22 protein-coding genes and 1 pseudogene are annotated in these 18,708 nt (G+C 70.0%); 7 read left to right on the top strand and 16 right to left on the bottom strand.

From position 1 onward, the window contains the following. Nucleotides 1–99 precede the first annotated feature (99 nt). Both JOE48_RS19635 and JOE48_RS19640 read left to right on the top strand, forming a co-directional pair. Nucleotides 100–468, top strand: a complete 369-nt coding sequence (locus tag JOE48_RS19635; protein WP_210032295.1) for a DUF6481 family protein — start codon at nt 100–102, stop codon at nt 466–468. A gap of 38 nt (nt 469–506) precedes the next feature. Continuing rightward, on the top strand, nt 507–707 hold the full coding sequence (locus JOE48_RS19640) for a hypothetical protein (RefSeq protein ID WP_210032297.1): 201 nt from the start codon (nt 507–509) through the stop codon (nt 705–707). A gap of 112 nt (nt 708–819) precedes the next feature. Here JOE48_RS19640 and JOE48_RS19645 read toward each other — a convergent pair whose 3' ends face one another. Both JOE48_RS19645 and JOE48_RS19650 read right to left on the bottom strand, forming a co-directional pair. Continuing rightward, entirely contained in the window at nt 820–1,302 is a 483-nt protein-coding gene (locus tag JOE48_RS19645) for a GNAT family N-acetyltransferase (RefSeq protein ID WP_210035911.1), read from the bottom strand. A gap of 2 nt (nt 1,303–1,304) precedes the next feature. Continuing rightward, nucleotides 1,305–2,072: an NAD kinase gene (locus JOE48_RS19650; RefSeq protein ID WP_210032299.1), complete on the bottom strand. Its 768-nt coding sequence runs from the start codon at nt 2,070–2,072 to the stop codon at nt 1,305–1,307. A gap of 143 nt (nt 2,073–2,215) precedes the next feature. Between JOE48_RS19650 and cutA the strand changes: the two genes are divergently transcribed. Together cutA and JOE48_RS19660 are read left to right on the top strand one after the other, a co-directional pair. Further along, the gene (gene cutA / locus JOE48_RS19655; RefSeq protein WP_210032301.1) at nt 2,216–2,569 is read left to right on the top strand and encodes a divalent-cation tolerance protein CutA; all 354 of its coding nucleotides are present in this window, start codon (nt 2,216–2,218) and stop codon (nt 2,567–2,569) included. A gap of 120 nt (nt 2,570–2,689) precedes the next feature. Further along, entirely contained in the window at nt 2,690–3,298 is a 609-nt protein-coding gene (locus JOE48_RS19660; RefSeq protein ID WP_245252886.1) for a hypothetical protein, read from the top strand. 25 nt (nt 3,299–3,323) lie between these two features. On the opposite strand, the gene JOE48_RS19665 is transcribed toward JOE48_RS19660, so the two are convergent. From JOE48_RS19665 to JOE48_RS19680, 4 genes are all read right to left on the bottom strand, one after another. Continuing rightward, a complete protein-coding gene (locus JOE48_RS19665; protein ID WP_210032302.1) occupies nt 3,324–4,460 on the bottom strand; it encodes a glycosyltransferase in 1,137 nt (378 codons plus the stop codon). 67 nt (nt 4,461–4,527) lie between these two features. Beyond that, complete coding sequence (locus JOE48_RS19670) at nt 4,528–5,286, bottom strand: lysophospholipid acyltransferase family protein (protein WP_210032303.1); 759 nt, start codon at nt 5,284–5,286, stop codon at nt 4,528–4,530. A gap of 224 nt (nt 5,287–5,510) precedes the next feature. Next, the gene (locus JOE48_RS19675; protein WP_210032304.1) at nt 5,511–7,040 is read right to left on the bottom strand and encodes a phytoene desaturase family protein; all 1,530 of its coding nucleotides are present in this window, start codon (nt 7,038–7,040) and stop codon (nt 5,511–5,513) included. Between the two features lie 104 nt (nt 7,041–7,144). After that, nucleotides 7,145–7,987, bottom strand: a complete 843-nt coding sequence (locus tag JOE48_RS19680; RefSeq protein ID WP_210032305.1) for a type 1 glutamine amidotransferase — start codon at nt 7,985–7,987, stop codon at nt 7,145–7,147. 260 nt (nt 7,988–8,247) lie between these two features. Here JOE48_RS19680 and JOE48_RS19685 point away from each other — a divergent pair, with 260 nt between their 5' ends. Beyond that, nucleotides 8,248–8,550 carry a hypothetical protein gene (locus tag JOE48_RS19685; protein ID WP_210032306.1) on the top strand — a complete coding sequence of 101 codons (303 nt, stop codon included), beginning with the start codon at nt 8,248–8,250 and terminating at the stop codon, nt 8,548–8,550. Between the two features lie 54 nt (nt 8,551–8,604). Here JOE48_RS19685 and JOE48_RS19690 read toward each other — a convergent pair whose 3' ends face one another. Beyond that, complete coding sequence (locus JOE48_RS19690) at nt 8,605–9,015, bottom strand: DUF6894 family protein (protein ID WP_210032308.1); 411 nt, start codon at nt 9,013–9,015, stop codon at nt 8,605–8,607. A gap of 215 nt (nt 9,016–9,230) precedes the next feature. On the opposite strand from JOE48_RS19690, the gene JOE48_RS19695 reads away from it, so the two are divergent. After that, on the top strand, nt 9,231–9,710 hold the full coding sequence (locus tag JOE48_RS19695; protein ID WP_210032309.1) for a cache domain-containing protein: 480 nt from the start codon (nt 9,231–9,233) through the stop codon (nt 9,708–9,710). Between the two features lie 24 nt (nt 9,711–9,734). Here JOE48_RS19695 and JOE48_RS19700 read toward each other — a convergent pair whose 3' ends face one another. The 5 genes from JOE48_RS19700 to JOE48_RS19720 all read right to left on the bottom strand — a co-directional run bounded on the left by JOE48_RS19700 (nt 9,735) and on the right by JOE48_RS19720 (nt 14,950). Then, a complete protein-coding gene (locus tag JOE48_RS19700; protein ID WP_210032310.1) occupies nt 9,735–10,943 on the bottom strand; it encodes an ABC transporter permease in 1,209 nt (402 codons plus the stop codon). Then, nucleotides 10,940–11,929 carry an ABC transporter ATP-binding protein gene (locus tag JOE48_RS19705; protein WP_210032311.1) on the bottom strand — a complete coding sequence of 330 codons (990 nt, stop codon included), beginning with the start codon at nt 11,927–11,929 and terminating at the stop codon, nt 10,940–10,942. The genes JOE48_RS19700 and JOE48_RS19705 overlap by 4 nt, the downstream gene beginning before the upstream one ends. Before the next feature lie 4 nt (nt 11,930–11,933). Beyond that, nucleotides 11,934–12,368: a DUF2141 domain-containing protein gene (locus JOE48_RS19710; protein WP_409518600.1), complete on the bottom strand. Its 435-nt coding sequence runs from the start codon at nt 12,366–12,368 to the stop codon at nt 11,934–11,936. Beyond that, nucleotides 12,365–13,954, bottom strand: coding sequence for an NAD(P)/FAD-dependent oxidoreductase (locus JOE48_RS19715; RefSeq protein ID WP_210032312.1), 1,590 nt, complete (start codon nt 13,952–13,954; stop codon nt 12,365–12,367). The genes JOE48_RS19710 and JOE48_RS19715 overlap by 4 nt, the downstream gene beginning before the upstream one ends. A 285-nt stretch (nt 13,955–14,239) precedes the next feature. After that, a complete protein-coding gene (locus JOE48_RS19720; RefSeq protein WP_210032313.1) occupies nt 14,240–14,950 on the bottom strand; it encodes a L,D-transpeptidase in 711 nt (236 codons plus the stop codon). Between the two features lie 246 nt (nt 14,951–15,196). On the opposite strand from JOE48_RS19720, the gene JOE48_RS19725 reads away from it, so the two are divergent. Then, the gene (locus JOE48_RS19725; protein ID WP_210032314.1) at nt 15,197–16,012 is read left to right on the top strand and encodes a hypothetical protein; all 816 of its coding nucleotides are present in this window, start codon (nt 15,197–15,199) and stop codon (nt 16,010–16,012) included. Nucleotides 16,013–16,061: 49 nt separating this feature from the next. On the opposite strand, the gene JOE48_RS19730 is transcribed toward JOE48_RS19725, so the two are convergent. From JOE48_RS19730 to croR, 4 genes and pseudogenes are all read right to left on the bottom strand, one after another. Continuing rightward, a complete protein-coding gene (locus JOE48_RS19730; protein ID WP_210032315.1) occupies nt 16,062–16,439 on the bottom strand; it encodes a hypothetical protein in 378 nt (125 codons plus the stop codon). Between the two features lie 345 nt (nt 16,440–16,784). Then, a complete protein-coding gene (locus tag JOE48_RS30410; protein WP_245252887.1) occupies nt 16,785–16,934 on the bottom strand; it encodes a hypothetical protein in 150 nt (49 codons plus the stop codon). 379 nt (nt 16,935–17,313) lie between these two features. Continuing rightward, a pseudogene (locus JOE48_RS19740) lies at nt 17,314–18,051 on the bottom strand (TrmH family RNA methyltransferase); the annotation flags it as partial. Nucleotides 18,052–18,124: 73 nt separating this feature from the next. Then, nucleotides 18,125–18,598, bottom strand: a complete 474-nt coding sequence (gene croR, locus JOE48_RS19745; RefSeq protein WP_192706403.1) for a 3-hydroxybutyryl-CoA dehydratase — start codon at nt 18,596–18,598, stop codon at nt 18,125–18,127. Nucleotides 18,599–18,708 lie beyond the last annotated feature (110 nt).

Here is an 18,708-nt window from a genome sequence, read left to right on the forward strand (position 1 = left end):
ACCCGTCTTTTGGAAGCCGCTCCCTCCAGAGCGGCTTCTTCGCATTTGCAATCCCCCATTGGGGCGCCGGTCTCTGCCGCGCCCGACTCAGGAGCGTCTGTGAGCTTTCCGAACAAGCAGGGTGTCGTCGATCGCCTCGAGACGGCCGCGAAGGCGCGGTCCGAGATGCTGGCGCGGTTCCGGGCACGCCCGTCGGCCGACGATCCCACCGTCCTTGCCCGCCAGTCCGCCCGCCGCGCGGTGGTCGATGCCCGCGAGGCCCGGGCGGCTGAGCGTGCCGCTCTTCGGCAGGCCGAGATCGAGCAGGCCGCTAAGCTTGCTGAGGCCGAGCGCCTCGCCGAGATCGAGCGTAAGCACGCTGAGCAGCTCGCCGCCCAGGAGCGTGCCAAGGCTCTGCAGGCCGAGCAGAAGCTCCAGCGCGACGCGCGCTACCTCGCCCGCAAGGCCAAGGCCCAGAAGCGCCGCTGAGGCGCTTCCGCATCGACACCTCGCTCCCGGAGTCCGGCATGTCCCACAAGTTCAAGATCGGCCAGCGCGTGTGCCGGCCCCGGATCGGTCTCCCCGGCGACAAGGGCGACGGCGAGGTGTTCGAGGTCCTGCGGCTGATGCCGGAGGACCAGACGGGCGAGCCCAGCTACCGGATCCGCACCCAGACCGGGGAGCGGGCAATCCGCGAGAGCGACTTGGTAGAGGCACCCCTCGGCTGATCGGGGCGCGTCCCGGCTTCACCTGAACCGGGGGAGTCTCTCTTGCCAGACCCCTCAGGGAGAGGCTGGAGCTGGGACACCGGCACGGGATCTTCTCGGGGCGGTCCGTCCCTCAGAGCGTCCGGAACATCAACAGGGCGTCGACATGCCCGAGGCTCGGATGCGCGAAGGCGCCCGGGAGCCGGCCCACGACGGCGAAGCCGAGGCTCTCCCAGAGCCGAACCGCCCGGACGTTGGTGCTCACCACGAAATTGAACTGCATCGCCGCGAAGCCGCGGGCTCGCGCCCGGTCGAGGGCATGCGCGCCCATAGCGCGGGCGACCCCACGCCCCGTTGCGGCCGCATCGGTCATGAAGCCGCAATTGGCGACATGGGCGCCCCCGCCCGCCTGGTTGGCGCGCAGGTAGTAGGTGCCGAGCACCGCCCCGTCCGCTTCGGCCACGAAGGTCTCGCGGTCGGCGCCGGTCCAGTAGGCGACGGTGTCGGCCTCGCTCAGGTCGCGGTCGAGCGCGTAGGTCTCGCCGGCGCGGATGGTCGGCATGATGATGCGGGCGATCGCCGTGCGATCGGCTGCGCGGGCCGGTCTGATCTCCAGGCTCACCCGAACTGCTCCCGGAGGATGCGCTCGTCGAGGCTGTGGCCGGGATCGTGGAGGAGTACCAGTTCGGTGGCGCGATCGAGGGAAGTCTCCACCGTGCAGACCCGGCGGAACTCAATATGGTCCGCCACCGCGGCCACCGGCCTGTGAGGCGCGTCGAGAACGTCGATCCGGATCCGGGCATAGTCCGGCAGAAGCGCGCCGCGCCAGCGCCGAGGCCGGAAGGCCGAGATCGGGGTCAGCGCCAGCAGCTTCGCGTCCAGAGGCAGGATCGGGCCTCCGACCGACAGGTTGTAGGCGGTGGAGCCCGCCGCCGTGGCGACCAGCACGCCGTCGGCGATCAGCAGGTCGAGCCGCACGTGTCCGTCCACCTCGATCTTGAGCTTGGCCGTCTGGTGGGTCTGACGCAGCAGGTAGACCTCGTTGATCGCCCGCGCCCGGTGCGAGCGGCCCTCGGTGTCGAGCACGTCCATCACGAGCGGGTGGATGACGCTGCGCTCCGATGCCTCCAGGTGTTCCAGCAGATCGTCGTCCCGGAACTCGTTCATCAGGAATCCGACCGTCCCGCGGTTCATCCCGTAGATCGGCTTCGGGTTGTCCATGAACCGGTGCAGGACCTGAAGCATCAGCCCGTCGCCGCCGAGCGCGACGACGACGTCGGCTTCCTCGGGCGGGACGTGGTCGTAGCGCCGCATCAGGGCAGCGGCCGCCTCGCGGGCATGGCCGGTCGGGCTCGCCACGAAGGCGATCTTCTTGAAATGCGGCATGGCTCAGGCGCAGCCGGTCGTTTGGATCGGGGTCGCGTCGGGTGTCACGTCACGGCTCCAGTCTCATGAGCGAACCGCCCGGTTGACGTTCATACCCTGCAGGCGCCTCACTCTCCGGACGCACGCACATCCGGAGGCATAGCATGGAGCGTCCGCTCCTCGTCTACACCACCTTCCCCGACGCCGCCTCGGCACTCAACATCGGGGAGGCCCTGGTCCGCGAGCGCCTGATCGCCTGCATCAACGTCCTGCCCGGCATGCGCTCGGTCTACAGCTGGAAGGGCGCGGTGGAGCACGGCGAAGAGGTCGCGGCGATCCTGAAGAGCCGCACGGGTCTCGCCGACGCCCTGTCGGTCGCCCTCAAGGCCCGTCACCCCTACGACACGCCGATCATCCTGCACCTGCCGGTCGCCGGCGCGGATGCCGATACGGCGGCCTGGATCCTGACGGAGACCGGCCTCGGCGGCGCGGTCTCGGCGGCCGATCAGGGCGCCTGATCGACGAGGCCGAGACGCGGCACGCATTCCTGAGTTGGCCGATCACCGGGCCCGGTCAGGCGCCGCGCCTCTATGCCGAGGAATCGTTCGCCAAGGGCGAAGCGTTGGGAGGCCGAGACCATGATGCGCGCCAAGGAAGCAGGTCGCGCGGCCGCGCTGGTGCTGGCTTCGGTCGCGTGCGGCGCGGGTGCGCGGGCCGAGGGCACGGGCGGCGAGCCGCCGATGACCATCGCGCCGGCGCCCTCCGGCCCGGCCGGCCTCGCCTCGGCCGACCCGCCTGCCCTGCGCTACGGCGTCCTCTACGCGGACGACCGGGGGCAGAGTCATGTTCAGTATTGCGACCTGAAAAACTTTGTCTTCAAGAGTTACGCGCCGCCGGCGGCGCCGCAATTCGTCGGCATCCCCCCGGGCGAGGTGAAATCGATCAGCTACGCGGTGCTGCCCGTCGGCTATGTCGGCGCATGGCACGCGGCGCCCGGCCCGCAATGGGTGATCACCCTGTCGGGCCGCTGGTCGGTCGAGGCGACGGACGGCAGCGTGCTGGAGCAGGGGCCGGGCGAGGTGCAGTTCAACGCCGATATGGGATCGACACCGCAGGGGCCGGAGAAGCATGTCGGGCACCTGACCCGGCAGGTCGGCGACGTGCCGAACGTGCAACTCATCGTTTCCCTGAAGAAGCCGGAGGCGGCAGCCCCCTCCACCGAGCCGTGTCAGCCCGCATCGCGATGAAGAGCGGATTCCGGCGAAGCGGGCCTCAGGCCCCGCTCACCGGGTAGCTTCGGCCCTTCCAGGTGGCGGCCCCGGCTCGCTCGCCGCGCAGGAGCACGTTCCACTGGATCGCCAGCGCGACCAGAACGGTGGCCGGATGAAGCAGGATCGTCGCCAGCGGCGCCCGCGTCGCCAGAGTGATGGCCGACCGAGTGGCGAGGGATAGAGCCCAGGCCGTTGCGGCCGGTACCAGGGCGGCGGCGGGGATCAGGCCGAGCAGGCCGAAAAGGACGAGGAGCGGCGGCAGCACCTGCCCGCAGCCGAGCAGCAGGGTCCAGACCGGCAGGGCACGGGGCGTGGCCAAGCCCTCATGGGCGTTCTTGGAGAAGCCCGCCCAGGCTTGCGCGAAGCCGTCATACATCCGGCAGGTGGCGAGGCTTGCGGCCGCCGCGAGGTCGGTCCGGTAGCCCGCCGCGCGGAACAGTCGGGGCAGGCGCACGCCGTCGTGCAGGGAGGTTCGGATCGCGCTGTGCCCGCCGGTGGCATCATAGGCCGCGCGGTCGGCGAGGATCAGCTGGCCGCAGGCCGCCCCGAGCGACGGGTCGGGCAGGCGGCGCATCAGCGGCACCGGCAGGTAGCCCAGGAGCAGGAAGTCGATCATCGGGACGGTCAGCATCTCGCCGAGCGTCTCCGTGCGCTGGCGCGGCACCCCACTGACGAGCGTCGCGCCGGTCCGGCGGGCCTGCGCGGCGAGGCATGCGGCGGCCTCGGGTGCGAGGCGCACATCGGCGTCGATAAACAGGAGCTGGCGGCCGCGCGCGAGGCCGGCCATATGGCTGCAGGCGTGATTCTTGCCGGTCCAGCCCTCGGGCAGCGCCGGGACGGCGACGAGGCGCAGGCGCGGATCTTCGATGGCGCGCACGATCGCGGCGGTCGCATCGGTGGAATGATCGTCGCCGACGATCACCTCCACCGGCACCGTCGTGCTGGCCAGAGCCGCCCGCACGGTGCCCGCGATGTTGCCGGCCTCGTTGCGTGCCGGGATCAGGATCGAGACCAGACCGGGATCGGCCTCCGGCGCCGGCCGGCGCAGGACCGCGAGGTTCACCGCCGCCAGCACCGCGGGCAGGAGGGCCGCGGCCAGGGAAACCAGGGCCAGGGCCGTGAGGATCGAATCGGTCATCGTCCGTGCCGGGGTAGGAGGCGGCGCTCTCCCGGCATCGCATGCGGGCGGGATCGGGCGGAAGGGGTCATGGCCCGCGATCCTTGCCGTTCAGGGCACGGTGCGCTGGGTCGAAGCGGCGCCCGGTGAGCCGGGCCGCCAGCCGCCGCCAGAGATCGTAGACCCCGCCGACGCCCTTGCGGCCCGACACGAGGGCGCGGAAGCGGGCCGGCTCGCGGCTGATCACGTCGGCGCTCAGCCGGTCGAGGGTCGCGGTCAGGTCGGCCTCCAGGCGGGCAAGCCGCTCCGCCCGGGGCAGGGCGGCGAGGTCCACGCCTCTGGTCCCGGTCCCGAAAGCCGCGAAAGCCTCGGCACCGCGCTCGTCCCAGAACGCGTATTCGAGCGCGAGCGGCACGAACAGGGTGTCGGGGGCGATCTCGGCCAGCCGTGCCACCCCTGGGCGCAGGGCCAGAGGGCGGGCGCGGGCATCGGCGAAGCGGCCCTGCGCGGTGATCCAGAGCATGCCGTCGGGCTCTGCCAGGATCGCGCGAGCGGCGGCCAGGAACTGCGCGGCCCCGCGGGGCGTGTCGAGGTCGACCGCGAAGGCGCCGATCCGCTCGAAGATGCGGTAACGGGCCAGCATCGCGGCGTCGAACGGTGCCCGGCTCACCCGCTCCGGATAGAGGCGCCCGGCCAGCACGATGATCAGGGCCGCATCCCACCAAGCCGGATGGTTGCAGTAGACGACGATCGGGCCGCGATGGTCCGGGGCCGGCGGCGCGCTCCAGAGCGGCAGGCGCAGGGCGTCAAGATGGCGATGCAGGTAGCGCTCGAACCACGCCACCATGAAGTTCCGGATTGGCAGGGAGACGCGGGGGAGATGCGCATCTCTCGCTCCCCCCATTGCGGGGGAGGATACCCTGCGCAGCAGGGGGGGAGAGGGGCGGTGCGACGGTGCGGGCTCCGGCGCCCGGGATGACCTCTCCGGAACCGGTGCTCCCCTCTCGCGCCCCTCACTGACGCAAGGGCCACCCTCCGCCGTAGAGGGAGGAGGGGGAGGTTCAGCAGCCCTCACGCCGTCTCGCGCAAGGCGCCGCGCGCATCCTGGTCGTGCGCGTCGGCGGCGATCCAGCCCGACATCATCACCATCGGCATGCCGGGTCCCGGATGGGCGGCGCCACCCGCCAGGTAGAGGCCGCGCACTTGGCGCGAGCGGTTGCCGGGCTTGAACGCCCCCATCACCCGCCCGTGCGAGGCGAGCCCGTAGATCGCGCCGTTCAGGACCTTGTAGCGCTCGTGGATGTCCTGCGGCGTCAGGTGGCGCTCGACAACGATGCGCTCCTCCAGGTCCGGCATGCCGCCCGTGCGCTTGAGCTTGTCGAGGATCGTTCGCCGATAGTTCTGGAACAGCGGCCCGTCCGGGCGCCAGTCATGGTGCGGCCGCAGATAGGGCGTGTGCACCAGGACGTAAAGCGCCTCGCCACCGTCAGGCGCCACGCTCGGATCGGTGGAGGAGGGGGCCGCGAGGTAGGCGGTCGGATCCGGGGCCGGCTCACCCTTGTTGTAGATGTAGTCGAACTCCTCTTCCGGGTCGCGGGAGAAGACGAAGTCGTGGTGGTTCAGGTGCTCGTAGCGCTTGTTCAGCCCGAGATAGAGCACCACGCCCGAGCAGGCCGGCTCGGGGTTCTTCTTGGCGTAGACCTTGGCGGCCTCGCCACCGACGAGCTCGCGGTAGGTGCGCACCGAATCCATGTTGGAGATCACCGCGTCGAAGGGCGTGACGCCCGCGGCGGTGCGCACGCCCCGCACCGCGCCGTTCGCGGTCTCGATCCCGGTCACCTCGGTGTCGGTCTTGCAGGTGGCGCCGAGTTCCTGGGCGAGCTTCGCCAGCCCCTCCGCCACCGCGCGGGTGCCGCCCATCGGGTACCAGACCCCGTCGGCGGTCTGCATGTGGGCGATGGCGCAGAGCACCGCCGGCGCGCCGTAGGGCGAGGAGCCGACATACTGCACAAAGTGGTCGAGCATCTGCGCGAGCCGCGCATCCTTGACCTTGCCGCGGATCGTCGAGGCGACGGACGCGTGCATGCGCAGCGACAGCACGTCGCGCAGCGTGCCGGGATTCAGGTTGGCCCGGATGTTGATCGTGTCGAACAGGTCCTCGACCGGCTTCCAGAAGAAGAATCGTTCTGAGACGCCGTGCAGATGCTCGGAGATAGAGATGAATTTCTTGTAGCCCTCGCCGGTGCCGGGGGCGAAGCGCTCCATGTCGCCCGCCATGCGCTCGACATCCTGCATCAGGTCGATGTGGGTGCCGTCGTCGAAGAAGCAGCGCCATTGCGGATCGAGGCGACGCAGGTCCATGTAGTCGTGGACCGAGCGGCCGGCCTCGGAGAAAATCCGCTCCAGCACCCGGGGTACCGTCAGGATGGTCGGGCCCATGTCGAAGCGGAAGCCGCCTTCGTGGAGCACCGCCGCCTTGCCGCCGAGCCAGCCGTTCTTGTCGTAGACCGTCACGCGGTGGCCCCGCGCGGCGGCGACGCACGCGGCCGCGAGTCCGCCGAGTCCGCTGCCGATGACGGCGACCGTAGAATCCTGGCTCATCCTGCTGGGTCGCTCCCCGGGCCCGAGACGGTGTGGCCCGCAGGAGCGAAGCTAGACCTGGGACCGGGCGGGTCAACGCGCCACCCGGTCGCGGCGGCGGCCGGTCAGGCCTCGCCTGTGGACAGGCGAGCCAGGAAGTTGCCGATCTCCCGGCGCCGCAGATCCGCCTCGAGCACCTCGGGGCCGATGCCGTGGCGCCAGGCGAGGCGGCGCGCCGCCTCGGGGTCGCCGCCCTGCAGGGCCGCGATCTCGTCGGCATAGGCCGCCACCGCCTGTGAAGACTCGGCAAGGCCCGCCTCCACGATGCCCGGGCCGCAGAGCCGCAGCATGGCGGCGAGTTCGTCGAGGTCGAGTTCGGGATGGTACTGCGTGCCCCAGAACCAGCCGCTGCCCTGCCGGATCTCGATGGCCTGGATACCGAGCATGCGGTTGCCGGCGAGCACGCGGGCACCCGGGGGCGGCTCCAGGACCGCGTCGGAGTGGATCGCGGGGGCGTCCCAGGTGGCCGGCCGGCCTGCGAGAAGCGGATGGGCCCGGCCCTCTTCGGTCGGGGTGATCGCCCGGGCGAAGCCGTATTCCGGTCCGCGCGGGTTCGCGGCGGCGTGGCCGCCCGCCACCGTGGCGGCGACCTGCACGCCCCAGCACGAGCCGAACACGGCGAGCCCGGCCTCGAAGGCGGCGCGCATCAGGTCGAGCTGCCGGGTCACCGCGGGCGTGCCCTCGGAGACCTTGAGCGTCGATCCGGTGAGGATCAACCCGTCGAAATCCGAGAGGCCCACCGGCAGGGCGGCGTCGGCATCGGCGGGGTTGATGTGCCGGCAGGCGGATTCCGGCGCGAGATCCTGCACCACCGCGGCGTAGGATTCGGCCGAGGTTCGGCCCGTGGCCGTGACATGGCGTTCGCGGGCGGCGCGATCGTTGCCGTCGGCGATAAGCAGGCGGAGCATTCGGGTTTCCGGTGAGCGGGGCCGTGACGGATCAACGCCGGTATGGCTGTACGCGGCATGCCGCAGGAACGGCGCGGATCGTCGCGGCAGGCCGGGCCTCCGCGCCGCTGCATCGGATCTCGGACCTGCCCTGAGCCGCGGGCCGCGCATGCGACCCCGCGAGGCTGCCCAACACCTCCAAATGGGTGATGTGCGGCGGCCGGCCGTGGCGGTACCCATGCGCTGTCGAACTCTGAGACACGGTCGGCGCGGAGGGCAGAATGCCAGATCTCGCTGAGATGGAGCTTTATTGCGCGGAGGCCCGGGAGATCCTGGCTCGCGCCGAAGGCACCCTCGATCGTCTGAGACGGAAGGGTGCCTGCGAGGGCCATCGCATGATGGCGAACCAGGGTCTCACGGCGCTCCGGCATCTCAGCCGGATCATCGAGCGGCACCGCAACCGCCTGGCGTTCGAGGCTCTGCCCAACGCGGTGAGTCCGCCTGCCCCTCAGAAGCGGGTGTGGCGGCCTTTCCTGCGTCAGCGCGCAACCGATGAGGGACGGTTTGTGGGGACTGGGGCCTAGTGGCCGCCCTCCGACTCTTGGCGCCCGCCTCCGGGGACTACGCCCCGCCCGGCATCAGAGCGGTGTGCGACCCAGCTTCCGGGACAAGGCCAGCAGCCGTCTTGTCTCGGTCAGGGTGACCTGCAGCGCCGCGTGCTCCTCTCTGATCGAGAAGATCAGCGACGCGGTGCGCGCCATCTCGACCGCAGCTTTGCCGCGGCGTGCACCTGATCCCGGCGCAGCGGGCTTGTGCCCGCGGTCCAGCACCTCCGTGAAGGGCACGTCCATCAGGAGGTTGCCGCAGGCGTCGGTGATTTCGAACGCGTAACGGGCCGGGTTTGTCTCCTCACGAGCCAAGTCCGCGCTCATCCCCGGAACGGCTCGGCAGGCCCCAAGGTAGGCGGCGTCCACGCAGGGAAGCTCTAGGCCCACGTCGTCCCGCTCCAGCCCGTTTGGGCCGCGCAGGTGGAAGTAGAACAACGGCATCGGTCACCCGCGCTTTCATCATCTCCCGCTTGACCAACGCGCGAGGGTTGCGCCTGGATCGCTGGATGCGGACGATGCGCGTTGATGCCAAAGGTCAGATCTGACCGACGCGCGCAGCCTCCGCGCGGTCGGGTTCGTGCGCTCCGCGGTCGATCGACGGCGGCACGATCCGGAGATCTTGCGCAGAGGCGAGGCTCAGTCGGCGAGGCGACGGCATGTTGAGAGCCCTGCTGATATGGCCGGTGCTGCTCGTCCTGGGGACGGCGATCCCGGCCTTTGCGAAAAGATCGCCTCCGCCCGTGCATCAGGCGGCGGAAATCGAGGCCCTCGTCAACAAGGCGGCCGAGATGCTGGAAGAGCAGGGCACCGGGGCGTTCGACGCGTTCAGGCGCAAGGGCAGCAGCTGGCGCTACGGGGACGTCTACCTGTTCGTCGTCGATCTGCGCGGGATCGTCCTGTTCAACGCTGCCCACCCGAACCGGGAAGGACGCGACCTGCTCCACGAGCGCGATGCCGACGGGAAGCAGTTCCACCGGGACTTCGTGGAGGTCGTCAGCCGGTCCGGGTCCGGCTGGGTCGACTACATGTTCCCGAAGCCCGGCCAGTCCGCCCCGAGCGTGAAATGGAGCTATGTCTGCGCGACCCGTGTCGATGGGGTGGAGGCGCTCATCGGGGCCGGGGTGTATGTCGATTAGCGCCGGGTCGGAGCGATTGCCGCCCTACGCCGTCCGACGCGCCGTCAGCGCGAGCGCGAAACCGAGCCCGCACAGCGTCAGCGCGCCCAGCACGGCGAGCGCCGGGGCTGCGGCGGCAAACCCCTCGCCCAGCGCGTTCTGATAGGCCTCGATCGCCCAGGCATTGGGCGTGAGCCATCCCGCCTGCTGCAACCAGGGCGGCATCAGGAACCGGGGCACCATCGAGCCGCCGACTGCGGAGAGCAGCAGTACCCCGAAGGTCGACGCGAGATGTGCCTGCTGGCGCGAGGCCGCGAGCGCACAGGCCGCCAGCGCCAGGCCGGCCGCCATTGCGGAGACCAGCAGGCAGGCGGCCAGGAAGGCCGGCCAGTGCGGGCCGATCTCGACACCGTAAAGCAGAGCGGCTGCCAGGAAGATCAGGCCGGCCTGGACCAGACCCTGGAGCGTCAGGAAGCCGAATTTCCCGAGCACCACCACCGGCAGGCCGCCGGGGCCGGCCATCAGCCGCTCGGTCAGCCCGGTCTCGCGCTCCTCGACCAGCGACATCGCCCCCTGCATGGCGGCGAAGAGCAGGAACACCGCGGTGATCGCGCCGGCGTAGTAGCTGATGCGGGCATTGGCGGTGCCGGCGGCCGTGCTGCGCCGCTCGACCAGGGAGGCGAAGCTGAACGGCTCCTTCCTGGCCCGCTGCTCGGCGAAGGCGTCTTCCAGGAAGCGCCGCTCGTCGGGACCGATCTTGCCGGTGCGCTCCACGTCGGCGACGATCCGGGAGAGCACCACGTCGGGCAGGGCCTCGTTCAGCACCCGCTGCAACTGGCCGAGGGCGATCGGGGTGGCGAGCGCCTTGGCGGGATTCTCGACCAGCACAACGGGCTGGTCGGCTGGGCCGGGCGCGTCGCCCGCCGGGGTGGCGATCAGGTCGCCGCGAAGAGCCAGTGCCACGTCGACTTCGCCCGATCGGACGGCCTGGGCCACGGCCTCGATGTCCATCGCCGGCAGGCGCGTCACCCGCAGAGAGGGATCGGCGGCCAGCGCGTCCACCAGGCGCCCAGTCGCCGCCGTCTGAGCGAAATCGGCCAGCCCGAGATGGATGCGGATCCGGTCGCCGGTCGCCCCGGAGAAGATCGCCGCGAAGATCGAGAAGATCACGGTCGGCAGCACGAAGGCCATGACCAACGCCGCGCGGTCGCGCAGGAGGCTGAGCGCCATGACCCGGAACGCCGCGCCGATCACCCGGCCGCTCCCGCCCGCAGCGACGTCGATGCCCGTGACGCATCGTTGTCGCCGATGCCGCGGGGTCGAAGGGCGTCGAGATAGAGCGCCTCCAGCCGTGGTGCGCGGACCCGCAATTCGGCAACCGGCACGCCCTGTGCCCGCAGGCTCCCGAGCAGGGCCGCGCCGTCGAGGCCGCCGCGCTCCACCGAACGCCAGAGCACGCCGCCGGGCTCGGCGACCGCGAAGCCGGCGCGGCGCAGCACCGCCTCCGCCGATCCATCCGCCGGGACTGTGAGGCTCAGCTCCCGTTCCGGCGCGCCCGTGCGCAGTTGCGCCAGCAGATCGGCGAGCCGCCCGGCCCGCACGATCCGTCCCTGCGCCAGGAAGGCGACCTGCGAGGCGAGGCGCTCCGCTTCTCCAAAATCATGGGTCGCGATCAGGATCGCGGTGCCGGCCGCCTTGAGCCGATCGAGCACGGCGTGGATCGCGGCCCGCGCGGCAAGGTCGACGCCGCTCGTCGGCTCGTCGAGGAGGACCAGCCGGGGCCGGTTCATCAGGCTCGCCGCGATGTTGACCCGCCGCCGGTAGCCGCCGGACAGGATGCCGACCGGCCGACGGGCAACATCGGCGAGATCGGCCATGTCCAGGGCCGCCTCGACGGCGGCCTTCCGGTCGCGCCGGGGCACGCCCGCGAGCTGGCCGAAGACGCCGAGATTCTCCGATACGGTCAGCTTCGGGTAGAGGGCGATCTCCTGGGGCACCCAGCCGATGGCGCGGCGGGCATCGCCCTCCCGGAACGGGTCCGCGCCCGCCACACGGACGGAGCCGGCATCGGGCCTCAGGCGGCCCGCCACGAGGCGCATTAACGAGGACTTGCCGGCTCCGTTCGGCCCGAGCAAGGCCAGGGTCTCGCCGGATTCAAGGTCGAGGTCGACCTGCTCGAGCACTCGGCGTCCGCGCAGGTCGAGGCCGACGCCCTCGATCCGGACGAGGGGACCCTGCATCAGTTCACCGCTGCGGCAGGGCGCGGCCGAGGCGCACCCGCAGGGCGGAGCCAGGCTCCCGCAGGGCGAAGGCGGCCTCGGCGAAATCCGGCCGCGCCCGGCGGCTCACCGCACCGGAGAAGCCGTACGGTTCCAGCGGCAGGCCGAGGCCGGTGCGATCCAGGCGGCCGTTGCCGTTGGAATCCTGGTAGGCCGCCACCGCATAGGTGCCCGGCGCCACATCCCGGAAGGTGAACAGGGCGCGACCCGCGGCCGCCGCCCCGTCGTCACCGCGGGCGCAGGCGGCTTCCGAGAGGCCACCCTGGCACAGGGCGACGCGCACCCGGCCGGCACCCGGCTCGATCCCGTCCACCTCCACCTGCACGGTCGCGGACGAAGCAGGCAGGGCAGCCGCGCAGAGTGTCGCGATCAGGACGATCCGGTCGCGCAGGGCGATCACGAAGCCTCGCCGGACGTCGCCAGCGGCGCGGTCTCGGGAATCCCCGCCGCCGCGGTCGCGCGGGCACCGGCCAGCTCCTCGATCAGCAGCCGTGCCGAGATGCGCGCGCCCTCGTAGATCACCGGCAGGCCGGAGCCCGGATGGGTGCCGCCGCCGACGATATAGAGGCCGGGCCCGAAGCGGTTGTGCGGCCGGAAATACAGCATCTGCAACAGGTCGTGGGCGAGGTTGAAGGTGGCGCCCTCGTGGACGGCGAAATCCTCCTCCCATTGCGTGGGATCGATGATCCGTTCGTAGCGGATTCGGGACTCGAGATCGCCCAGGCCCAGGATCTTCAGCCGCTCCAGGATCAGGGCGCGGTAAGTCTTCCGCATCGCCTTCCAGTCGATCCCAGCCTTCAGGTTCGGCACCGGTACCAGCACGTAGAGGGCGGTGTGACCGGGGGGCGCCATGCCGCCGTCGGTGTAGCCCGCGTGCTGCACGTACAGGGAGGGCTGCATCGGCAGCGTGCCCTCGGTGATCTCGCGGATATTCTTCTCGTAACCGTCGGCGAGGAGGATCGTGTGGTGCCCGAGACTGTCGGGCATTTTCCCCTCGATGCCGAGATAGAGCATGAAGGTCGAGCAGGAGAGGCGGGCCTTCTTGATCTTGGCGTCGCGCCAGCGCGGGCGCTGCCGCTCCGGCACCAGAGCCCGCACGACCTTGGCGAAGTCACCGTTGATCAGCACCGCGTCGGCGTTGAAGGTCTCGCCGTTCGCCACCAGCCCGCTGGCGCGCTTGCCATCGAACAGCACCTTCTCGACCTTGGTGTTGAGCCGCAGGTCGATGCCGATCCGCGTGGCCAAGCCCGCCATCGCCTCGGAGACCGCGCCGCAGCCGCCCACCGGGTGATAGACGCCATGCTCGTATTCGAGAAACGACAGGATCGTGAACAGGCTCGGGCACCGGAACGGAGACATGCCGAGGTATTTGGTCTGGAACGAGAAGGCGAGGCGCACCCGCGGGTCGGCGAAGTGGCGCTTGAGGTCGCGGTCGACGCTCCGGCCGGGGTGCAGGTAGGGCAGGGCGGCCAGCATCGCCGGGCTCGCCATGCTGCGCAGGGTGTGGAAGGCCTGCTGCAGGATCGGCTTGAAGTAGCCGAGCTTCGTCCGGTTCTCGGTGAAGAAGGCCTGGACGTTGCGGGCGTCGTCCGGCGCCATCCGGGCGATCTCCGCCTCCATGCGAGCGATGTCGCCGGTGGCACGGATCGTGCCGGAGATACCGTCCTGCCCCTCGAAGACGAGATGATACTGCGGATCGAGCCGTTCGAGCTTGATGTGATCCTCAAGCCGTTCGCCGCAGCTCGCGAAGATGTCGGCGAGAATCTGGGGATAGAGGAAGAAGGTCGGGCCGATGTCGAACCGATAGCCGCCCGGCGCCTCGACGGTCTTGGTGCGGCCGCCGACCTGCGAATCCTTCTCGAACACGGTGACGTGGATGCCGGCGCGGGCCAGGAGCAGGGCCGCTGCCAGTCCACCCGGACCGGCTCCGACCACAGCCACCCGGCGTCCGGTCAACGCCCGCAACCCATCCCCAGACTGAAGCAACGCTCTCGACTCCTCACCGAATTTCCGCACCCCTGCGGCCAAGCTAGCCTTGCATCCGCGCACGGCAATTGCAGCCCTTTGTCGCGCGCAGACTCACGTACGCATCCGTACCGTGCGGACGTGAATGGGAGATTCGTGCCAGCGTGCCGATGTGACCGCTCTTGTTCGACCGTTCCGGCTGGAGCACGCGGGAGGCGCTGCCCGATGCCGGGTCCGGTGCCGTCCGGCGGCAAACCCGGCCCTGAAGCCGGCCGGAGCCTGTTCTCGGCGGCCGGATCCGCCCTCCTACGCGGGCAGGACGACGACCTTCGTCTTGACCGGCGTGCGAGCGTAGAGATGGATCATGTCCTGGCTGAGCAGGCCGACGCAGCCGCTGGTGATGCCCGTCCCGATCGATTCGGCGTCGCTGCTGGCGTAGATCGTGTACAGCGTGTAGGCGCCGTTCTGGTACAGGTGGAGGGTCCGGGCGCCGAGCGGGTTGTCGAGCCCGCCCGGCATGCCGCGGGCGTATTTCGCAGCCTCCGGCTGGCGCCGGATCATCTCTGCTGGGGGCGTCCAGGTCGCCCATTCGGACTTGCGGCCGACATAGGCGTCCCCGTTCCACAGGAATCCCTGGCGGCCGACATTGGCGCCGTACCGAGTGGCGGCTCCGTCGCCCTCCACCCGGTAGACGTAGTAATTGGCCGGATCGACGATGATCGTGCCGGGCGCTTCCTTGGTCGCGTAGCTGACGGTCCGGCGATAGTATTTCGGATCGACCTTGCTGATATCGACCGCCGGGATCGGGAATTTCTCGCCGGGCATCGGCCCGTAGGTGTTCCGCGCCTCGGCGAGGAACAGGCTGTCGGAGGTCCCGCAACCGCCGAGCCCGAGCGCGCCGATGCCGAGCGCTGAGCCGACCAGGAACGATCGGCGGCTGAGTTGCTCGGCGCCACCGGGGAACCGCGCGCGCTCGTCCGTTTCGCCGGCACCGGCATTCGCAACGTTCAACAGCATGGTTCCGGACTTCCCATGTCTCGGGGGCCGAAGGGTCTACGCGCACGCGTCCACCGGTCGGCCGTACGGATCAGTGTGAGCCGGTCGGTCCCCGGCGGGACAGGCAAGCTCGGCCATTTCAAGATTGAGAGCGGGCTGAATGCGTCGACAGTAAGACCGATACCGGTCGATGTTGTCGGAAAGAGTACCGGAACCGTTCTTTAACCCTGCCGACCACAGGATCCGCATCTCCGAGGATGCGGGCCGATGCGCAAGACCGTTCGAGCCGTCCTGTGCGGGTTCGTCCTGCAGGCCGCGACGTCTCTGAGCGTCGGACCGGCAATTGCCGGCGACTGCCGGGCCCAGGCCATCGATGTTCTGAAAGCCGCTTCTACGAACGGCTACGCCGTGTTCCGGACCGTCAAGGACAAGGCGTTCTTCCGCACGTGGCTCGATTGCGACGATGCCCAGTACGGCTTGCCGACGGCGGTGCACGAATCGGTGCACCTGATCACCGAGGACGGCGACGCCTACCCGCTCGTCGGTGGCGGGGCAGTCCAGCGGCCGGCCGAGGACGCGGCTCTGTTCGCGCCGGGCCGGATCGCACGGCAGTTCCGATCCAGCCTGTTCGTGGACACGTATCTGCGCCCGAAAGGCGCGACGTCGGCGGCCGACTTCCGCTACCTGCTCGACGAACTCAACGCCTACACGCACGACCTCGACACCGCGATCGCGCTCAAGGATCGGCGCGATCCGGACGTCCAGCGGCACCATCGGGATGGATTGGCGGCGCTGATGAGCTTCGTCGCGCTCTACATCGAGACGGCCGAGAACGACCCGGCCGCCTGGGCAGCGCTGAAGCGTCCGGGAACGGCCGCTGCGGTCTCGACCCTCTGGGCGCAGGCCGAGCACACGATGGTCGCGTCCTGCCGGATCCCGGATTTCGGCGACGAGGACAAGGATTTCCTGGGCAAGCTGTGCGCGGCGCGGACGCAGGGGGCGCTGGGGCGTTTCCTCGGTCGCGCTCCCGTCTGCCCGAAGGCGTGCCTCAATCCGGGCGCGAAAACGGCCAGCCGCGATTGAGCGGCCGGCCGCGGACACGGCGACGCGAGGCCGCCGATAAAGGCTGGGCTCAGTTGCAGCCGCAGCCGTGATAGTAGTTCTGCACGCTGTTGGTCTGGATGTACTGTGCCGGTAGCCGCTGCACACTGTACACGTTGACGTTGCGGATCACCGGCACCGTATGATGATGGACGCGCGTGACGGTATGGACGCGCACGATCGGGCGGACACGCGTGATGTTGTAGATGGGGCGCGTCTTCTGAACATAGTGCGTGCGCTGAACGTCCCGATACTGCGTCCGGTTCGAGACCTGATTCACGGTCCTGACGCGGTAGCCGGGCGACACCGGGCCGCAGCGGTGGCAGCCGGCACGCGCGTCGTCCGCAGTCCCGACGAAGGCCAGAGCCGCGATCAAAGCGGCGCCGGCGGCCGTGATGGTACGCATCATTCTCAAATTCCTTGCTCAAAACGACGTCTAGTCCGCCGTAGCAAAGACAAATCCTTGGACCAAGCCGAATCCAAAAATCTACGTATTGTTTTGGGGGAATTAAGTTGCCGCCCTCTCAAGGCGGTGCACTGGATTGTCCGCAGCCCGCCTCCGACTGCGCGAGAAACGTCGGGCGCTTCCTCGGCCAGACATCGATCTCCGTCGATCGGTGGCCGATGGGGCGGCGGCAGGGAAGAATCCCGCCACCGGACTCCGCTGCACCTCGTCATCCCGTGCATTCGGACCCGACAAAAAAAGTAATTGCAGCGTCCGCGGCGCCTCAGTCTCCGCTCGCGCGGTCCGGCGTCAGTCTTTCCGGATGGTCGGTTGCGGCACCATCGGTACCGGATTGGCCCCGAACCTGTAGGTCAGGCCGGTATAGATCGGGCGCGGCTGCGCCAGGGTCGTGGTCTGCGGATCGTTGATCGGAAGGTTACCCGACGCCGTCTCCGCCAACGTCCGAAGGTCGCGTAGCGGTTGTTCGTCAGGTTGATGATCAGCCCGAAGAACTCCAAGTTCCTGGTGGCTTCGTACTTCGTCGTCAATTGATCAGATGGTAGGGCCTCCGCTTGCGGTTCAGGTTGGACTCGTCACCACGGACATAGGACGACGAGAGGGCCGAGACGGTGAGGCCGAGCGGTCTTTCGCCGAAAACATAAATCCTATTGATTGTTCAGAGATCATTCGGCAGCTTTGGTCGGAAGGATTGGGCAATCTCGCGGTCGAGACGCGGATCTGTCGGGTGGTCTGGCCCGGCCGGCGTGCCGACCGACCCTGCGGCAATCCCTGATGGAGGCCTCGCACCCCGTTTCGCGCGGTCGAGCCGACCCTGGGCGCGGGCGATTGCGTGCAGGGATATCCCCGCAGCGGTGGCGACGTTGAGCGAGTCGAAGCCGGCCATCATCGGGATTCGGATCGGGCGCGCCCGGGCGAGCGTCGCCGCGTCGAGTCCCGGGCCTTCCGTGCCGAGGATCAGGAGCGCCCGAGCCGGTACGGCGCCGTCCTCGAGCGTTTCGGCTGCGCCGGGGCTCAGCGCCAGCGCCTGGAGCCCGAGGGCGTCCGCAACCTCCAGCCAGTCCCGTCCTGCCTGTAGGCGTGCGAAAGGCTGGATCAGCGCCGCGCCGGCCGAGACGCGGATGCTTTTGCGGTAGAGCGGATCGCAGCTGCCCGCATCGAGGAGCACCGCGTCGGCCCCGAACGCGGCGGCGTTGCGGAAGGCGGATCCGACATTGTCGTGGTTGGTCAGACCCGAGAGGCCGAGCACGAGGGCCGGAGCCGGTGGCGGCGGCACGATCGTAGCCGCGTCGGGCTCTGCCCCGCGCAGGCCGATTGCCAGCACCCCGCGGTGAATCGGAAAGCCCGTGACGGCGCTCATCACGGCCTTGGCGGCACAGTAGACCGGCGGCGGTTCCGGGCAGGCGGCGACGGCGTCAGCCAGTCCCGGCCAGCGCTCCGGCGCGAGCAGGATCGATTCCGCGCAGAAGCGGCTCCGTCGGCCGAGGAGCAGGCGCAGGGTCACCTCGCCCTCGGCGATGAAGCGACCGGCGCGGCCGACGAGGTCGCGCTCGCGCATCCGTGCGTAGGCGTCGAGGCGCGGGTCGCCCGGATCGGCGATCGTCTCCGGGACCGTCGCGGTCGCCGCCACCTCAGCCCTGCGCGCGCTCGGTCCGGCTCGCGAGCGGGTCGGCCTCGGCCTTGGTCGGCACCTTCACCAGCGCCTCGCCGTCGAGGACGGTCTCGCCCGCCACCGCGCAGCGGCAGGCGAGCCGCGCGCGTCGCCGCTCGGGCATCAGCTCGGCGACCGTGACGGTGACCTCGACGACGTCGCCGATGCGCACCGGCGCGCGGAAGTTCAGGGTCTGCGAGATGTAGACGGCCCCCGGTCCCGGCAGGCGCGTGCCGAGAACCGCCGAGATCAACCCCGCCGTGTACAGGCCGTGGGCGATACGCGTGCCGAAGGGCGTGCGCGCCGCGAAGTGCTCGGAGAGATGGATCGGGTTGCGGTCGCCGGTGATCTCGGCAAATCCCACCACGTCCGATGAGGCGATGGTCTTCGACAGAGTCTCCGACAGCCCGACCTCGAGATCCTCGAAATAGAGCACGCGCAATTCGGGCAGCATGGCTCGGCAGGCCTCCAGTTCCGTCCGGTCGCCCGTGTGGTGCGGCCGGCCTCTGCAATCCGCCTCGCACGATCGCGCCGCCGAATCCACCCGGACAAAGGCGCAAGAGC

Origin of the sequence: Methylobacterium sp. PvR107 (assembly GCF_017833295.1) — a bacterium.
Lineage (GTDB): Bacteria > Pseudomonadota > Alphaproteobacteria > Rhizobiales > Beijerinckiaceae > Methylobacterium.